Consider the following 16,754-nt stretch of genomic DNA (forward strand, 5'->3'; position numbering starts at 1 on the left):
GGCCCGCCGTGCCGCTGGTGGTGCCGATACTGCTCGCGGTGATGGACGCGCTGCTGGTCAACGGGGCCGGGCTCCGCCTGGACCTGGGCGTGTCGCTGTTCGCCGCCGTCGCGCTGCTGTGGCGGCGGCGGTTCCCCGTCACGGTGTTCGTGGCGACGCTGGCCGGCATCTACATCGGCTACATCTGGTTCGCGCCGATGATCGCGCTCTACACCGTGGCCACCCGGCGCACCGACCGACGGCTGCTGGTCGGCGCGGCCCTGCTGCTGGTGGTCGCGCACTTCGTGCCGTACCCGCCGTCCGAGCTGTCCCTGGCGGACCGCCGGGAGACCGCCCTCCAGCTCGTCGACGCCTTCGTCACCGCCGCCACCCCCCTGGCCCTCGGCCTGCTCACCCGCACCCGCCGGGAGCTCGCCGCCCGCCTCGACGAGCTGACCCGCAGCCGCGCCCGCGAGGACGGGCTGCTGGCCGAGCGGGTGGTGGCCACCGAGCGCGCCCGGCTCGCCCGCGAGATGCACGACGTCGTCGCCCACCAGGTCAGCCTCATCAGCCTGCAGGCGGGCGCGGTGCAGATCAGCACGGAGGACGAGCGGGCCCGCGACGGCGCCAGGAGGATCCGGGAGCTGTCGGTGCGCACCCTGGAGGAGCTGCGCCACATGGTCGGCATCCTGCGCGCGGCCGGGGCGGACACCGAGGAGCTGACGCCGCAGCCGCGCCTGGCGGACCTGCCGCGGCTGATCGAGCTGAGCACCATGGACGTGGTGTACGAGAGCGCGTGCGACCCGGCGGCGGAGCGCTCCGAGGCCGTGGAGCGCGCGGCGTTCCGCACGGTGCAGGAGGCGCTGACCAACGCGCGCAAGCACGCTCCGGGCGCCCGGGTGCGCGTACGCGTCAGCGAGGACGAGGCGGACACCCTGTGGGTGGAGGTCCGCAACGGGCCGGCGGACGCGGCCGTACCGGCGCCGGAACTGCCGGGCGGTGGCCACGGCCTGGTGGGGTTGCGCGAGCGGGCGCAGAGCCTGGGCGGGACGCTGGAGGCGCACGCCACGGAGGACGGCGGCTTCGTCGTACGGGCGGGGTTGCCGCGCGAGGGGTAGGGAAGGGCGAGAAAGGGAGGGCTCAGGCCGAGAGCGGCTTGGTGCTGTCGTGCGGCTCGATCGTCGCCGCCGTCAGGTCGGGGTAGATCTCGAAGAGGCGGCGCACCCCGAGCGCGCCGAGCACCCTGTTGACGTGCGAGCCGTCCACCGCGCCCTGTGCGGGCAGGATGAGCCTCAGCCGGCCCTGACAGGAACGCATCAGACGGCGGGCGGCGATGAGCACGCCGACGCCGCTGGAGTCGCAGAAGCGCACCTCGGCGAGGTCGAGCACCAGACTGCGCCGTCCGTCGGCGACCGCGTCGTGCACGCGTTGCCGCACGACCGGCGACGTCACCAGGTCCATCTCGCCGGAGACCTGGAGGACCGCCCAGTCCCCGTGCTCGGCGTTCTTCACCTTCAACGTCACGTGCCCGAAGCCCCTTCGCTCGGTGTCTCGTTCCCCGGAACGGACCCTTCCTCGGGTGCGGCTGCCCGGCCACCCCTCCGCGAAACGCCGCGGCGACGCCGGGGTTCCGGCCGGCCCCCAACGACCCTATGCCCAGCTGCAACCTCGAATTCTCCTGGATCCGGTCACGCACGCATAACACATCGGCACATTCGGGCACGTACGATCTATAACGATCGCTGAAGCGTGCGGTAAGTGACGGTGGCACTACCATCCGCGGACGATCAGGGGGTTGGCTTTGCGATAAAGATGTCTGCGCTGTCAGACCCTGCGGCTACATTCGAGGAGTATGTGACGCTGGGCACAAGCGCACGAGCCTCTCCTGCGAACGATTCGCGGAAGACCGCGGACGGACGGCATGAACAGGGCCCGGGCGGGCACGGCATGGGGGCACGCGGAGATCGTGTGCCCGTACGGAGGGGGCTCCATGGCGACCGACGCACCACCCCGGTGGGACCGCAAGATGCAGCAGCGGCTCACCCACGGCGAGGCGGCGGCGCTCGGCGAGCTCTACGACCGCTTCGCCTCCCTCGTCCACACTCTGGCCCACCGCGTCCTCGACGACGAGACGGGCGCCGACCGCGTCACCCGTGACGTGTTCGGCTACGTCTGGGAGAACCCCGGCGACTACGACCCCCGGCAGGGCTCCCTGCGCTCCTGGATCGCCACGCTCACCCACCGTCAGGCGGTCGAGCGGCTACGACAGTCGCAGAGCGAGGGCCACAGCACGCCCTCGGAGATCGAGGAGAAGGTCCGCGAGGCCTCCGCCGCCGCCCGCGCCGACTACATCGTCACGTCCATGCCGGCCCCACTGCGCGCCGCCCTCGACCTCGCCTATTTACGCCGCCTCGACTACCGCCAGGCCGCCGCCGACCTCGGCGTCACCGAGGACGAGGCGCGCCGCCGCCTGCGCCTCGGACTGCAATTGCTGTCCACCGCGCACCACGCGCCCCGTGTGGCCTCGCCACCGGCACAGGGAGGCGCGCGATGAGCGGCCCGCCCGTTCCCGAAGCGGCCTCGGGGCCCGCGCACCACAAGGTGCTCAGGTCCCTGCTCGGCGCCTGGGCGCTGGCCGCCTGCTCCCCCGAGGAGACGGCCGCCGTCGAACAGCACCTCACCGACTGCGCCACGTGCGCCGACGAGGCCGTCCGGCTGCGCGACGCGGTCGCCCTGCTGCACCCCGAGGACAATCTCGACCTCGACCCCAGGCTGCGCTCCCGGGTCCTGGCCTCCTGCCTGGGCCGCCGGCCCGCCCGGATCCCGGTGCCCGGCTGGGCCGCGCCCTATGACGCGGAGACCGCCCGGCTCGACGCCCTGCTGCACGACATCGGCGAGGCGGAGTGGCGGGCGCCGGTGCGGCTGAGGTGGTTCGATGGCGAGCGGGCCGTGGCCCGGGACACCACCGCCGCCGCGGTGATCAGCCATCTCACGGCGGTGGACGGCCTCGTCGCCACCGCCCTCGGCCTGCCCGACCCGCTCGGCCCGCTCGCCGGTGGGGCCACCGCCTCACCCACCGAGCGCACCGAGGCGTTCTGGTCGGCCCATCCGGACGACGACGCGGGCCGGTCGCCCGCGGCGGTCCGGGCGGCCTGGCGCGAGCAGGGCCACGCGGTGATACGCGGCGCGTCGTTCGCCGACAGCGGCGTGGCCGACCAGGCGGTGTCCTACGGCCCGTTCAGCCTGCCGCTGCGCGACGCCTTCGTGGACCGCGCCTTCGAGTGCTGGGTGCACGCCACGGACATCGCCGACGCCATCGACTATCCGTACGCACCCCCGTCCGCCGGCCACCTCCAGCACATGGTCGCGCTGGCGGCGAGGATGCTGCCGAAGGCGATCGCGGCCCGCCGCCGGGCCGGGCTGGCCCCGCCGCCGCGCACCCTGGTCGCGGCGGGCAGCCCGGGCCGCGCGCTCCATCTGGAGGTCGAAGGCAGCGGCGGCGGCCATTGGTACATCCCGCTGGACTCCCCCGCGGCCACCGCCGCGCCGGACGACGCGGTCGCCCATGTCGCCCTCGACGGCATGGAGTTCTGCCGCCTGGCGGCGGGCCACGTCCCGCCGGAGGAGGCGGCCGCGGGCCGGACCGGCGACCAGGAGGCGATCAGGGACGTCCTCTTCGCGACGGCGTCCCTGTCCCGGCTGTGAGGCGCCAGGCGAAGCTAGGCGAAGACGACCGTCCGGCGCCCGTTGAGGAGCACCCGGTGCTCGCTGTGCCACTTCACGGCACGGGCGAGCGCCTGGCACTCCACGTCCCGGCCGACGGCCACCAGCTGGTCCGGCGTGACCTGATGGCCGACGCGCTCGACCTCCTGCTCGATGATCGGGCCCTCGTCCAGGTCGGCCGTCACATAGTGCGCGGTGGCACCGATCAGCTTCACACCGCGCGCGTGCGCCTGGTGGTAGGGCTTCGCGCCCTTGAAGCTCGGCAGGAAGGAGTGGTGGATGTTGATGATCCGCCCGGAGAGCACCTTGCACAGGTCGTCGGAGAGCACCTGCATATAGCGGGCGAGCACGACCAGCTCGACGCTCTCGGCCTGGACGAGCTCCAGGAGCTTCGCCTCCGCCTCCGCCTTGGTGTCCTTCGTCACCGGGATGTGGTGGAAGGGGATGCCGTACGAGCCGACGAGCTCGGCGAAGTCGGTGTGGTTGGAGACGACCGCCGCGATCTCGACCGGCAGGGCGCCGATCCGCGAGCGGAAGAGCAGGTCATTGAGGCAGTGCCCGAACTTGGACACCATCAGCACGATGCGCATCTTCTCGTCGGCGCGGTGGATCTGCCAGTCCATGTGGAAGGAGTCACCGATCGCCGCGAAGCTGGCCCGCAGCTTCTCCAGCGTCACCGGCGCCTCCGCGCCGAAGTGCACGCGCATGAAGAAGAGCCCGGTGTCGTGGTCGCCGAACTGCTGGCTGTCCTCGATGTTGCACCCGGTCATGAAGAGGTAGCTGGACACCGCGTGCACGATGCCCTGCTTGTCCGGGCAGGAGAGGGTGAGGACGTACTGTTCGGGGGCCCCTTCGGTGACAGGGGACTGCGAGGCGTTCATAGCCCAATAGCGTCGCACACCCGCCGGGCACCTCGGGACCGCCGGCCTCCCGGCCCCCTCAGCGCACGCCCGTGAGCCGGGCCAGCACGTCCAGCGAGCGCGGTGGGGCGTCCGGGTCGTCGCCGTCGCTCACCGCCAGCCGTACGTGCGCCTCGCGGGCGGCCCGTACGGCCTCCGGCCAGGCGTGGTGCTCCAGATACGCCGAGACCGGGGCGTCGGCCCCGACCTGGTGCATGATCCGCAGCACCCGCAGCACGGCGACATCGACCAGCGCCGCCTCGCCGGAGTCCCTGAGGACCGTGCCGACGTATTTCTCGGCCGACCAGTTGTCCAGCCAGGTGTCCTCCACCAGCCGATAAACGGCGTCGGTCACATCCCCGAAGCCCTCACGGCCGGTGAGCCAGCACTCCTGCTGGAAGACCGGGTCCGAGAGCATGTGCAGCGCGGAGCGCACGTTCGCGCGCCAGCGCCACCACGGCATGTCATTGAGCGGCATACCGCCCATGGTGGTCGAGCGGCGGCCGCGACGGGAAGACTTCTCCGAACCTTGCACAGCAATCGATCGTACGTTCCCGCTCGCCGGGCGTCGCCGGGCCCCCGCGATTCGTCCAGGAGCCGCGCGAACCGGCCCCTACAGCTGGGTCCACTTGTGCTGCGAGAGCCCGTACTTCTTGGCGATCGGGTTCCACAGGTCGGCGGCCTTCTTCTTGGCGGCGGTGGCGTCACCGCTGGCCTTGTCGCCGGCGGCGCTCTCACCGCTGGGCCGGGCGTGGCCCTTCACACAGCCGTTCTTGCCGCCCACCTGGTCGGCCCACTTGGCGTAGTGGCTGTCGGCCGAGGACGACGACTGCCATGCCTTGGTCAGCTCCGCCGACAGCGCGGCGCTGTTGGGCAGCTTGTCGATGGTGGTCTGCTGAAGCCGCGTGACGAGCCCGTCGCGCTGCTTGGCGGCGTCCCGCAGGTCGGAGGCGGACCTGCCGAGGTCCTTGCAGCTCTTGGTGGAGTCGACGGCCTTGATCACCGCGTCCCGGCTGTTGTTGCTGTCCTTCAGCAGCGCGTTCAGCGCCTTGGCCTGGGCGGCGGCGGGATCGGCGGGCGTCGGCGTCGGCGACTTCTTCGGCTCGTCGCCCTTGTCCTCACCGTTCGCCGAGGCGGCGGGGTCGGCGGAGCTCACGGCGGCGTTCTGCGGATCGGGCTTGTCGTCACCCCCACCGCTGAGCAACGCCCCGGCGGCGAGCCCGGCGACGGCACAGCCGGCGACGACGATGCCGACGATCGCGGCGGTGGGCAGCTTGCGCCGCCCCCCTGCCGGGGGCGGCGAGGAAGGCCCGGGGTAGGGCTCACGGGGCGGCGGCGGTACGGGTCCCCTGGCGGGGGGCGCCTGACGCGGGGGCTGGGCGAGGGAGCCCCCACTGGTCCGGAACAGCTCGTCGAACTCGGCGGGCGGAGGCCGCTCCCCCGGCGATTGCCCCTGCGGGGGCTGAGGCGCATGCGGCCCGGCGGCGGGCGCGCCGCCGACCGGCGGCAGGTAAGCGGTGGCTTCGGCGGAGGAGCCACCGACGGACGGCAGGTAGGCGGTGGCCTCACCGGCACCCCCCGGCGCGCCGGAACCGGACCTCACCGGCGGCAGATACTGCGTAGCCGAACCGTTGCCGGCGGGGACGGGCCCGTCGCCCACCGGCGGAAGGTACTGGGTGGCCGCACCGTTGTCGGCGGCGGCCAGATACTGCGGCCCTTCGGAATCCCCGCCCGAAGCGGACGAACCGGAACCGCCGGGCACCGGCGGCAAGTACTGAGTGGCCCCACCGGCGGAGCCCGGCGCCGGAGAGTCGGTCCGTACCGGCGGCATGTACTGCGTGGCGGCACCGGCGGCGTCCGAAGCAGCGGAACCGGACCCGACGGGCGGAAGGTACTGCGTGGCCTCGCCGGCACCCCCCGGCGCGCCGGAACCGGAACCGACGGGCGGCAGATACTGCGTGGCGGCACCGGCCGTATCGGACGCCGCCGCGCCGCGCGCGTAGGGGGCGGGCGGCTGAGGGGCGCCGGGAACCGGCCCGGAGCCGACCGGCGGCATGTACTGGGTCGCTTCCGAGGCGAGGTCCTGGGGAGCGGCCGGCGAAGGACCGGTGGAGCCCAGGACCGGGGCTATGTACTGCGTGGCCTCGGAGTCGCCCGGGCGCGGGGACGGCGCCTCCGGCGGGAGGGGCGCACGGTGCGTGCCGGGGCCCCAGGACCCACCCCAGGACTGACCGGGGGCGGGCGGCGCCGCGCCCTCGCGCGGAGGCTGCGCGGGCGGCTGCGGCACGTTGCCCTGTCCGCTCTGCGTCACCGGGGACTCCTCAAGCTGTAACGGGACTTATGGGAAGCGTCGACTCACGCTACCGGGTCACCAAGACCCCCGGCCACGTACTCCTGTACCAGTCCCGTACCAGTGTCCCCGAGCGCGTGACGACGGCGCCGGGCCCGAAGTGCCCGCCGAGACGGGAGGGCGGCGGGGGCGCAGGTGCGTTCCGGAATGCTGCCGGATATTTGCGGGCGGCGGTTCCGGACCACCCGGGAAACACGGGTTCCCCGCCCGTGAATATCCGATTCCGGAACGCACCGGAGCCCCCGACGCCCGCACGCGGACACCCCGGAGCACCCGCACCCGCACGCGGGCACCCAGAGCAACCAACAACGCCTCCGCCCCAAAACGCTAAGCCGCCTGCACCTCCAACCGAGCCCCGAACTCCCGAACCACCGGCTCCTCCCGATACGGCGCCAGCCGCTGCTGGAAGTCGTCCAGATACTCCGCCCCCCGATTGGACCGCAGCGTCCCCAGCAGCTCCAGCGCCCGCGTCCCCGTGGCGCACGCCTCGTCCACGTCGCGCTGCTGCACCTGGGCCGTGGCCAGCAGCAGCATCCCGATCGCCCGCCGCCGCACCCGCCCCTCCGGATGCCCGGCGATCGCGTCCTCCGCCTGCCGCCGCGCCTGCTCCGCCTGGCCGAGGTCACGGTGGCAGTGGGCGAGCTCATCGGCCAGATAGGCGTGGTCGAAGTGCCGGATCCAGGTGGGATCGTCGCCCGACTCCTTGTGACCGTCCGCCTCTTCGAGCTTGGTCAGGGCTCGCCCGGCCACCGCCTGGAACGCCCGTGCGTCGCCCAACAGCGCGTGTCCCCGCGCCTCGGCGGCGCAGAACATCGCCTCGGCCCGGGGTGTCACCTGCCCCCGCGCCCCCTCCTGCGCCGCCTTCGCGAGCTGCGCGATCTCCCGCGGGTTTCCCAGCGAAGCGGCCAGGTGGCTCATGCTCGCGGCGAGCACGTACCCCCCGTACGCCCGGTCGTCGGCGGCCTGGGCCAGCCGCAGGGCCTGGATGTAATAGCGCTGGGCCAGCCCCGGCTGCCCCGTGTCGACCGCCATGTACCCCGCGAGCTCCGTCAACCGGGCGACGGCGGCGAAGAGTTCCCGCCCGACGGATTCCCGGTAGGAGCCGGCGAGCAGCCCGGAGACGACGCTGTTGAGGTAGTGGACGACGACGGGCCGCACATGCCCGCTGCCGTAACGGTGGTCCAGCTCGACGAGGGCGTCGGTCGTGGCCCGGACGGCGTCGACGTCGGACGAGCCGACCCGCGCCCCCGCGTTCCGCGCGACCTGCGGATCCGCGCCGGTGATCAGCCAGTCGCGGCTGGGCTCGACGAGCGCGGAGGACGCCACCGACGTCCCGCTGAGGAAGTCGCGGCGGCCGACGTCGCTGCGCCACAGCTCGCAGACCTGCTCGATCGCGCCGAGCACGGTCGGGGAGAACTGGAGTCCGACGCCGGAGGCGAGGTTCTTGCCGTTGGCCATGCCGATCTCGTCGATGGTGACCGTACGGCCCAGCTTGCGCCCGAGCGCCTCGGCGATGATCGCCGGGGCGCGCCCGCGCGGCTGCTGGCCGCGCAGCCAGCGGGCTACGGATGTTTTGTCATACCGCAGGTCGAGACCGTGCTCGGCACCGCACATATTGACCCGGCGCGCCAGACCGGCGTTGGAACAGGCGGCTTCCTGAATGAGCGCCTGCAGCCGTTCGTTCGGCTGCCGGGCGACGAGTGGCCGTGCGGCCATGCTGTACCCCCTGGGACTGCTAAGCGTTCGCGGCCCGCGCCGCGAGATGTGGAGAAGCTGAGACAGCTGCTGAGAGCGCCTTCCCCTGTGATCTTTGCCCCCTGAATGTCCGGAGAATGCGGACTTAACGGTAATGACAGCAAAGGCGGCAAAGGCCAGGTGGCCCGACGCCTCGCAGGTGGCTACCCAGCCTCGGCGGGGAACCCGCGTCTGCGCCCCCGCACATGCATCCGTGCGCCCCATGTGCATATCCGACCGCCGCCGACAAGCGTGAGCCTGAGCCGTAACCCCTGGTGACCAGGGGAGTTGTGATGGACGTGGAAGAGACCATCGGAGTAGTAGGAGCCCCGCACATCCCCCAACAACGCGGCGAGCAGCTGCTCGACGCCGCTGTTCGGTATGCGGAGGAGCGGCACTGGGACGTTTTCGCCGGCACCTGGCTGGTGGCGGAGGAGGGCCGGGAACGCTGCTCGTGCGGCGAGCTCGACTGCCCCGCGCCGGGGGCGCATCCGTCCCGGCCCGACTGGGCCACCCAGGCCACCGGCAGCGCCGTGGCCGCGCGCCGCATGTGGGCGAAGGAGCCCGGCGCCTCGGTCCTGCTGCCGACGGGCCGCACGTTCGACGCGCTGGACGTGCCGGAGACCGCCGGCTGCCTGGCGCTCGCCCGCATGGAGCGCATGGAGATCCAGCTCGGCCCGGTCACCTGCACCCCGTTCCGCCGGATGCAGTTCTTCGTGCTGCCCGGTGGCGCGTTGAAGGTCGGTGACCTCGCACGGAAGCTGGGCTGGCACCCCTCCTCGCTCGACCTGATCGCGCGCGGCGAGGGCGACCACGTGGTCGCGCCGCCGACCCGGATGGGCTCGCGCGGCTCCGTGCAGTGGGCGCGCCAGCCCACCGCCGCCAACCGCTGGCTGCCGGACGCGGAGGAGCTGGTCAGCGCCCTGGCGTACGCCTGCGGCCGCGACGCGGCGGACGCCCGCCGCAGATAACTTCCAGCTCAGGCGGGCCGAGCGCTCCCGGACCGGCCCCCCGTCACCCCCCGCTTAGGGTGGTTTCGGGGGGCCGGTTCCGTCTCCCCGCACGACCATGGGGAGCGAGGAAGCCGCAGTGGAGCAGTTGGGGCAGGACGGTACGGGGGGCGCGCGTGCCGCCGTACGCATCGAGGGGCTGTGGAAGCGGTTCGGCGAGCAGGTGGCGGTCGCCGGGATCGATCTCGAACTCCCCGCGGGCCAGTTCATCGGCCTGGTCGGGCCGAACGGCGCGGGCAAGACCACGACGCTCTCCATGATCACGGGCCTGCTGCGCCCCGACATGGGCCGGGTCGAGATCGGCGGCCACGACGTGTGGCAGGACCCGGTGGCGGTCAAGTCCCGGATCGGGGTGCTCCCCGAAGGGCTGCGGATGTTCGAGCGGCTGTCGGGGCGGGAGCTCCTCGCGTACACCGGCCGACTGCGCGGCCTGCCCGGCGCCGAGGTCGACAAGCGGGCCACCCAGCTCCTGGACGTCCTGGACCTGGCGGGCGCGCAGCACAAGCTGGTGATCGACTACTCCACCGGCATGCGGAAGAAGATCGGCCTGGCCTCCGCCCTGCTGCACAATCCGGAAGTCCTCTTCCTGGACGAGCCGTTCGAGGGCGTCGACCCGGTCTCGGCACAGACGATCCGCGGCGTGCTGGAGCGCTACACCGCCTCCGGCGCGACGGTCGTCTTCTCCAGCCACGTCATGGAGCTGGTGGAGTCGCTGTGCTCGTGGGTCGCGGTGATGGCCGCGGGCCGGATACGGGCGCAGGGGCCGCTCGCGGACGTACGCGGTGAGGCACCCACGCTCCAGGACGCGTTCCTGGGGCTGGTCGGGATGCGGGACCGGGCGACCGGCGAGGACCTCGACTGGCTGGGCGGCGGCGCCCGATGACCACGCCCACCGCACCGGCCCCGGCCGGTATCCCCGCCCTCACCTCGGTCTTCGTCCGGCTGAAGGTGTCGTTGCTGCGCAACGGCCTGCGGCAGTCCTCCGGGCGCAAGGCCGTCCACATCGTCTCGATCGTCCTCGTGGCCCTCTTCGGCGCGCTGCAGTTGCTCGGGCTGGTCGCGCTGCGCGGCCACGCCCATGCCGCCGCCCTGACCGTCCCGCTGGTGGCGGTGCTCGCCCTGGGCTGGGCGGTGATGCCGCTGTTCTTCTCCAGCGGCGACGAGACCCTGGACCCCAGCCGCCTGGTGATGCTGCCGCTGCGGCCCGGCCCGCTCGTCGTGGCGCTGCTGGTCGCGTCGCTGGTCGGCATAGGCCCCGCCTTCACGCTCGTGATCATCGTCGGCTCGGTGCTGGCGACGGCGCACGGGGTCGCGGCCGCCGTCGCGGGCGCACTGGGCACGCTCCTGGCGCTGTTGGTGTGCCTGGCGCTGGCGCGCGCGGTCGCCACCGCGAACGTCCGGTTGCTGACCAGCCGCAAGGGCCGCGATCTGGCGGTGCTGAGCGGCCTGCTGATCGCCGTGGGCGCGCAGTTCGTCAACCTGGGCGTGCAGAAGCTCAGCGGCGAGGGCGGCCTGGCCCGGTTGGAGCCGGTGGCGGACGTGCTGCGCTGGGTGCCGCCGGGCTCGGCGATGGACGCGGTACGGGCCGCCGGCGAGGGCTCGTACGGAACGGCCGCGGGCGAACTGGCCCTGACCGCGGCCCTGCTGGGCGTCCTGCTGTGGTGGTGGCAGCACAGCCTGACGAAGGTGATGACCGCGCCGGACGCCTCCACCGTCGGCGCGGCGGCACCGGACAAGGCGCGCCGCGAGGGCGCGGGTCTGGCGCGGCTGCTGCCCGCGGGGCGCACGGGCGCGGTGATGCTGCGCACGCTGCGCTACGTCTGGCGCGACCCGAAGACGAAGGCGGCGTGGGTGTCGTCGCTGGGCGTCGGCGTGCTGGTGCCCGGCATCAACGCGGCGCAGGGCCACGGCAGCGTCTACCTCTCGGTCTTCGCGGCCGCCATGCTCGGCATGCAGATGTACAACCAGTTCGGGCAGGACACCTCCGCCTTCTGGATGGTCCTGCAGACGATCGCCTCGCCGCGCGACGCGTACGAGGAACTGCGCGCCCGCTCCCTGGCGTTGGCGCTGATCGCCGTGCCGTACATGGTGCTGGTCGTCGTCGGCTCGGCCGCGTTCACGGGGAACTGGCAGGGGCTGCCGGTGGCGCTGGGGCTGTCGCTGACACTGTCGGGCGCGCTGTTCGCGGTGGGCGCCTGCGCGTCGGTGTACTTCCCGTACTCGATCCCGCAGGACAGCGGCTTCAAGAACGTGGCGCCGGGCCAGGCGGGCATCGCCTGGCTCAGCATCCTCGGCGGGATGATCGCGGGCCTGGTGCTGTGCGCGCCGGTGGCCGGCCTCATGGTCTGGCTGCACGTCGCGGACGCCACCGGCCTGCTGTGGGTGCTGCTGCCGGTGGGCGCCGCCTATGGCGTGGGCATCGCGTACGCGGGCCTGCGGCTGGCGGCGCCGGTGGCGGCGCGGCGGCTGCCGGAGATCCTCGCGGCGGTGAGCAAGGGCTGAGCGGGGCCGAGGTCAGCCGGCCGCCTCCGCCACATACCCGTCCGGCCGTACGAGCAGGGTGGTGGGCCGGGCGTCGGCGCGGGTGACGGTGGCGACGCCCGCCTCGGGCGGCGCGCTCGCGCCGCGCGGCAGGACGCGTACGAACGTGCCGCCGCGCAGCGCCTCGTACAGCCGCGAGGGCCCGTCCGGCGTCTCCACCAGCGGCAGGTCGGGGGCGCGCCGGCCGGTCAGGGGGTGGGCGCCGGGCGGTGCGGGGTAGTCGATGCCGATGCCGGAGACCAGGAGCGCACCCTTGCGGGTGGCGAAGGGCACGCCGCGCAGGGCGACGGCGGCGGCGTCCCGCAGGCCGCGCGCGGCCGGCGAGCCGAGCAGGGCGGCGCGCACGATGGCGCCGCTGAGGCGCAGGACGAGCTTGCCGACGGGGTGGCGTTCGTCGTGGTAGCTGTCCAGGAGGGCGTCGCCGGCCCGGCCCTGGAGGACGGCGGCGAGCTTCCAGCCGAGGTTGGCGGCGTCCTGGAGGCCGGCGTTCATGCCCATGCCGCCGGCGGGCGAGTGGACGTGCGCGGCGTCGCCCGCGAGGAACACCCGGCGGTCGCGGTAGCGGGGCACCTGACGCTCGTCGCTGTGGAAGCGGGAGGTCCAGCGGGGGTCGCGCATCCCGAAGTCGGTGCCGAAGAGGGCGCGGATGACGGACCGCAGACCGTCCATGTCGACGGGGGCGTCGGAGGGCAGTCGGCTGCCCCGCTCCCAGGCGATGACGCGGTACCAGCCGTCGCCGAAGGGCACGAGGAACGCGAAGCCGGCGGTCCCGGCCTCGAAGGCGGGCAGGCCCGCGGGCTCGGTGTCCAGGCGGACGTCGGCGAGCATCACGGAGCGCAGCACGCCCTTGCCCGGGAAGGGCATCCCCAGCGCCTCGCGGACGGCGCTGCGCACACCGTCCGCCCCGACCGCGTACGCGGCGCGCAGCCGTCCTTCGCCGCCGCCGGTGCGGACGTCCACCTCGACGCCGTCCGCGTCCTGCCGCAGCCCGAGGACCTCGGTGCCGCGCCGGATGTCGACGCCGAGCTTGACGGCGCGTTCTTCCAGCACCCGCTCGGTCTCGTACTGCGGGGTCAGCAGGACGCCGGGGAAGCGGCTGGGCAGCCGCGACAGGTCGACCCGGGCCCGGCCGAAGAAGCGCAGGGTGTCCTGGAAGGGGCCGGTGGCGAGGAGCTCCTCGGCCAGGCCCCGGGCGTCGAGGACCTCCAGCGTGCGGGCGTGCACGGCGAAGGCCCGGGTGAGGTTGGACTCCTCGGTCCGCCGCTCCAGCAGGGCGACCCGGACACCGGCGGCGGCGAGATCACCGGCCAGCAGCAGGCCGGTGGGGCCGGCGCCGACGACAAGGACATCGGCGGACGGGGCAGCGGTGACGGAAGACATGACATCTCCTCGGTGAGGGCAGTGCCGTATGTGCCGTACTGCCAGTGCACACCCGGGGACGGATTATGTCAACGCTTGTTGAATTAGCGTGCGGAGCCGCGCGACGCTAGGCCGGCAGCGCCGTCTCCAGGAAGGGCTCGACCACGCGGCGCCAGCCCTCGGGCTGGTCGTAGTGGACGAGATGGCCCGCGTCGGGAACCTCGGCGTAGGTGCCGCGCGGCAGCACCCGGACCATCTCCTGCGCCTCCGCGCGGCCCAGCTCGCCGTCGAGGCCGCGGACGACGAGGGTGGGGCACTGGACCAGGGCGAGGTCCTCCCAATGGGCGTCGTGGACATAGGTCTCGCGGGTGTGGAGCATCTGGCGGCGGGAGAAGACCGGGCGCCAGCCGTCGGCGCGCTCGGCCATCACCTCGGCGTAGAAGTCGCCGCGGGCGGGCCGGGGGCGCTCCAGGGACGGGTCGCCCTCGCCGAACCAGCGGCGGACGTCGGCGAGGGTGGCGAACGGCACCGGCCAGGACCCGAACCACTCGCCCCACTCCCGCTGACTGGCCGCGCCCAGCGCGGAGGCCCGCATCTCGCAGACGACCAGGGCCCGGACGAGGTCCGGACGGCGCGCGGCCAGCTGCCAGGCGGTGAGCGCGCCCATGGCGTGGCCGATGAGGGTGACGGGCGCGAGACCGAGGCGCTCGACGGCGGCCTGGGCGTCGGCGACATACGCCCCGCGGGTGTACGGACCGTCGGCGGGCCGTGCGCTGCGGCCGTGGCCGCGCTGGTCGAGGGCGACCGCGCGGTGGCGCGTGGAGAGCCAGCGGGCGGTGTCCGCCCAGTGCGCGGCGCGGCCCATCAGGCCGTGCAGCAGCAGCACCGAGCCGCGGCCGCTCTCGCCGTCCCGGCCGTCGGCCTTCGGTGGATCGGCGAACTCCCAGGCCGCGAGCCGCACCCCACCGCTCCCGCTCACGTCGATACGCCGCACCATCGGTCCTGGCACCCCCACTTCTCCCCCGAGCAGCAGCTCCACCATATAGAACATATATTCGAATGCACGGTTGTCGGGCGCAACACCCCTCGTTCGAGTGACCATGCTGAAGGGTTGACCGGCGGCACCCCGGGGAGTATCGACCTGGGGGCGGACCGCTCGGGGAAGAAAGGTCCGCGCGGCAGACCCTGGGAGCTCGGGGCTCCGGGTCGCCACGGGGGTATATGGGGAGGCAGGGTCCCGGCAGCTCGAAAGGGCGCCGGGGCCCTCGCCATGTCCACCCACCGGACCGGCCACACCGAGCCCCCTCCCAAGACGGTGGCGCGCCGCGCACAGGCGTCACGCCAGCGTGGCACGGCCCGGGCCGCTCCGCGCCCATTACGCCGACTCCTCCCGCATTCAAGGGAGTTGACGCGTCATCAGGCATGGCGCGGGGGCTGCGGGAAACGCGAAGGGGGTCGCCGTCCGGCGACCCCCGTGCGAAGCTCTCGCGAGCGCCCGCCTCAGCGCTTGGCGACGAAGACGTGCATGGCGATGTCCGCCTCCAGCTCGGCGGCCTCACCGCTGCTGCCCACCAGCACACCGCCGGCCGACTCGGTCACACTGACCACCGCGCCCGGCTGCACTCCGGCCCGGCGCAGGGTGTACATCAGCTGCGGGTCGGTCTGGATGGGCTCGCCGATCCGCCGTACGACCACGGTCTTGCCGTCGGTGCCCGGCTCCAGGTCCATCAGGCTGACCATGCCGTCGTTGAGGAACGGGTCCGGCTCGGCCTTCTCGCCCAGCTCCTCCAGGCCCGGGATGGGGTTGCCGTAGGGCGACTCGGTGGGGTGGCGCAGCAGCTCCAGCACGCGGCGCTCCACGGCCTCGCTCATCACGTGCTCCCAGCGGCAGGCCTCGGCGTGCACCTGCTCCCACTCCAGGCCGATCACGTCGACCAGCAGGCACTCCGCGAGCCGGTGCTTGCGCATCACGCGCGTCGCCAGCCGGCGGCCCTCCTCGGTCAGCTCCAGGTGCCGGTCGCCGGCGACCGAGACCAGGCCGTCGCGCTCCATGCGGGCCACCGTCTGGCTCACCGTCGGGCCGCTCTGGTCGAGCCGCTCGGCGATGCGGGCACGCATGGGAACCACACCCTCCTCCTCCAGCTCGAGAATGGTGCGGAGATACATCTCCGTGGTGTCGATCAGTCCGGACATGCGTGCCCCTTGATATGTCGTGCGCTGGCCCCTGGACTCAATTCTGACGCATATCACTGACAACAGTGCCGCGTACGGGTTTGCCCGCAGCCGCCGTATTGACAGGGCGATGGTCCAGACCGCAACGTGATCCGCGCCACGAGCGTACGCCAGAACGTACGCGTCACCGGATCTTGAGGTAAGGAGCCCCGCAGCGATGAGCGAGAACAAGCTGGCCGGGCAGTTCTTCGACGCCGCGATCGGGCTGCTCCAGCGGGTGCGCGACGAGGAGGCCGGGAACGTCACCGCCGCCGGGTCCCTGATCGCCGACACGGTGGCCGACGGCGGCCGGCTCTTCGTCTTCGGCGCCGGGCACTCCTCGCTCCCCGCCCAGGACATCGTGTACCGGGCGGGCGGTCTGGCCCTGGTCAACCTGCTCGCCGTCCCCGGCGTCGTCGGCCTCGACGTGATGCCGGCGACGCTCGGCAGCGCCCTGGAGCGGGTGAACGGGCTCGCCGGCGCGGTCCTGGACACCAGTCCGGCGCAACCGGGCGACCTGCTGATCATCATCTCGCTCTCCGGTCGCAATTCGCTGCCCGTGGAGATGGCGATGAACGCCCGCGCGCTGGGCCTGAAGGTCATCGGCGTCACCTCGCTGGCCTACGCCGAGCGCACGAAGTCCCGGCATCCATCGGGCACCTTCCTCAAGGACCACTGCGACCTCGTCATCGACAGCAAGATCGACATCGGCGACGCGGAGCTCTCCGCCGAGGGCATCGCGGCGCCCTTCGGCCCGGCCTCCACGGTGGTCACCAGCGCGCTGATGCAGGCCGTGGTCGCCGCGGCGGCGGGTGAGCTCTCCGCTCGGGGGATCGATCCGCCGATGCTCCGGTCGGGGAACGTCGACGGCGGACACGAGTGGAACGGGCGCGTGATGGACGAGTACGGGGACCGGATCTTCTTCCGGCACTAGGTGAGTGGGTGGGG

At 73.1% G+C, this 16,754-nt stretch carries 15 protein-coding genes; 7 read left to right on the top strand and 8 right to left on the bottom strand.

Features of this window, described 5'->3' with window-relative positions; translation table 11 throughout:
* The first annotated feature begins 41 nt into the window (after positions 1-41).
* Positions 42-1,097 (top strand): sensor histidine kinase, encoded by a 1,056-nt coding sequence (locus ACZ303_RS14135; protein WP_467339035.1) that lies wholly within the window; start codon positions 42-44, stop codon positions 1,095-1,097.
* A 22-nt stretch (positions 1,098-1,119) separates the two neighbouring features.
* Here ACZ303_RS14135 and ACZ303_RS14140 read toward each other — a convergent pair whose 3' ends face one another.
* Complete coding sequence (locus ACZ303_RS14140) at positions 1,120-1,503, bottom strand: STAS domain-containing protein (RefSeq protein WP_467338591.1); 384 nt, start codon at positions 1,501-1,503, stop codon at positions 1,120-1,122.
* Between the two features lie 466 nt (positions 1,504-1,969).
* Here ACZ303_RS14140 and ACZ303_RS14145 point away from each other — a divergent pair, with 466 nt between their 5' ends.
* Together ACZ303_RS14145 and ACZ303_RS14150 are read left to right on the top strand one after the other, a co-directional pair.
* Positions 1,970-2,533: a sigma-70 family RNA polymerase sigma factor gene (locus tag ACZ303_RS14145; protein WP_467338593.1), complete on the top strand. Its 564-nt coding sequence runs from the start codon at positions 1,970-1,972 to the stop codon at positions 2,531-2,533.
* The gene (locus ACZ303_RS14150; RefSeq protein WP_467339036.1) at positions 2,467-3,684 is read left to right on the top strand and encodes a maleylpyruvate isomerase N-terminal domain-containing protein; all 1,218 of its coding nucleotides are present in this window, start codon (positions 2,467-2,469) and stop codon (positions 3,682-3,684) included. The genes ACZ303_RS14145 and ACZ303_RS14150 overlap by 67 nt, the downstream gene beginning before the upstream one ends.
* A 14-nt stretch (positions 3,685-3,698) precedes the next feature.
* Here ACZ303_RS14150 and purU read toward each other — a convergent pair whose 3' ends face one another.
* From purU to ACZ303_RS14170, 4 genes are all read right to left on the bottom strand, one after another.
* Positions 3,699-4,583: a formyltetrahydrofolate deformylase gene (purU, locus tag ACZ303_RS14155; RefSeq protein ID WP_467338595.1), complete on the bottom strand. Its 885-nt coding sequence runs from the start codon at positions 4,581-4,583 to the stop codon at positions 3,699-3,701.
* A 58-nt stretch (positions 4,584-4,641) separates the two neighbouring features.
* Entirely contained in the window at positions 4,642-5,088 is a 447-nt protein-coding gene (locus ACZ303_RS14160; protein ID WP_467338597.1) for an SCO4402 family protein, read from the bottom strand.
* A 126-nt stretch (positions 5,089-5,214) separates the two neighbouring features.
* Positions 5,215-6,912 carry a hypothetical protein gene (locus ACZ303_RS14165; RefSeq protein WP_467338599.1) on the bottom strand — a complete coding sequence of 566 codons (1,698 nt, stop codon included), beginning with the start codon at positions 6,910-6,912 and terminating at the stop codon, positions 5,215-5,217.
* A 366-nt stretch (positions 6,913-7,278) separates the two neighbouring features.
* Entirely contained in the window at positions 7,279-8,667 is a 1,389-nt protein-coding gene (locus ACZ303_RS14170) for a transcriptional regulator (RefSeq protein ID WP_467338601.1), read from the bottom strand.
* A 311-nt stretch (positions 8,668-8,978) separates the two neighbouring features.
* Here ACZ303_RS14170 and ACZ303_RS14175 point away from each other — a divergent pair, with 311 nt between their 5' ends.
* The 3 genes from ACZ303_RS14175 (at position 8,979) to ACZ303_RS14185 (ending at position 12,197) form a co-directional block, all read left to right on the top strand.
* Positions 8,979-9,656 carry a bifunctional DNA primase/polymerase gene (locus tag ACZ303_RS14175; RefSeq protein ID WP_467338603.1) on the top strand — a complete coding sequence of 226 codons (678 nt, stop codon included), beginning with the start codon at positions 8,979-8,981 and terminating at the stop codon, positions 9,654-9,656.
* A gap of 97 nt (positions 9,657-9,753) precedes the next feature.
* Positions 9,754-10,578, top strand: coding sequence for an ABC transporter ATP-binding protein (locus ACZ303_RS14180; protein ID WP_467338604.1), 825 nt, complete (start codon positions 9,754-9,756; stop codon positions 10,576-10,578).
* Positions 10,575-12,197 (top strand): transporter, encoded by a 1,623-nt coding sequence (locus ACZ303_RS14185; RefSeq protein ID WP_467338606.1) that lies wholly within the window; start codon positions 10,575-10,577, stop codon positions 12,195-12,197. Before ACZ303_RS14180 ends, ACZ303_RS14185 begins: the two co-directional genes overlap by 4 nt.
* Before the next feature lie 12 nt (positions 12,198-12,209).
* On the opposite strand, the gene ACZ303_RS14190 is transcribed toward ACZ303_RS14185, so the two are convergent.
* The 3 genes from ACZ303_RS14190 to ACZ303_RS14200 form a co-directional block, all read right to left on the bottom strand.
* Positions 12,210-13,616, bottom strand: coding sequence for an FAD-dependent monooxygenase (locus tag ACZ303_RS14190; protein ID WP_467338608.1), 1,407 nt, complete (start codon positions 13,614-13,616; stop codon positions 12,210-12,212).
* A gap of 106 nt (positions 13,617-13,722) precedes the next feature.
* Positions 13,723-14,592: an alpha/beta fold hydrolase gene (locus ACZ303_RS14195; protein WP_467339038.1), complete on the bottom strand. Its 870-nt coding sequence runs from the start codon at positions 14,590-14,592 to the stop codon at positions 13,723-13,725.
* Between the two features lie 503 nt (positions 14,593-15,095).
* A complete protein-coding gene (locus ACZ303_RS14200; RefSeq protein WP_467338610.1) occupies positions 15,096-15,788 on the bottom strand; it encodes a metal-dependent transcriptional regulator in 693 nt (230 codons plus the stop codon).
* Positions 15,789-15,984: 196 nt separating this feature from the next.
* Here ACZ303_RS14200 and ACZ303_RS14205 point away from each other — a divergent pair, with 196 nt between their 5' ends.
* Positions 15,985-16,740, top strand: coding sequence for an SIS domain-containing protein (locus ACZ303_RS14205; protein WP_467338612.1), 756 nt, complete (start codon positions 15,985-15,987; stop codon positions 16,738-16,740).
* Positions 16,741-16,754 lie beyond the last annotated feature (14 nt).

The organism is Streptomyces sp. NPDC023527 (genome assembly GCF_055560115.1).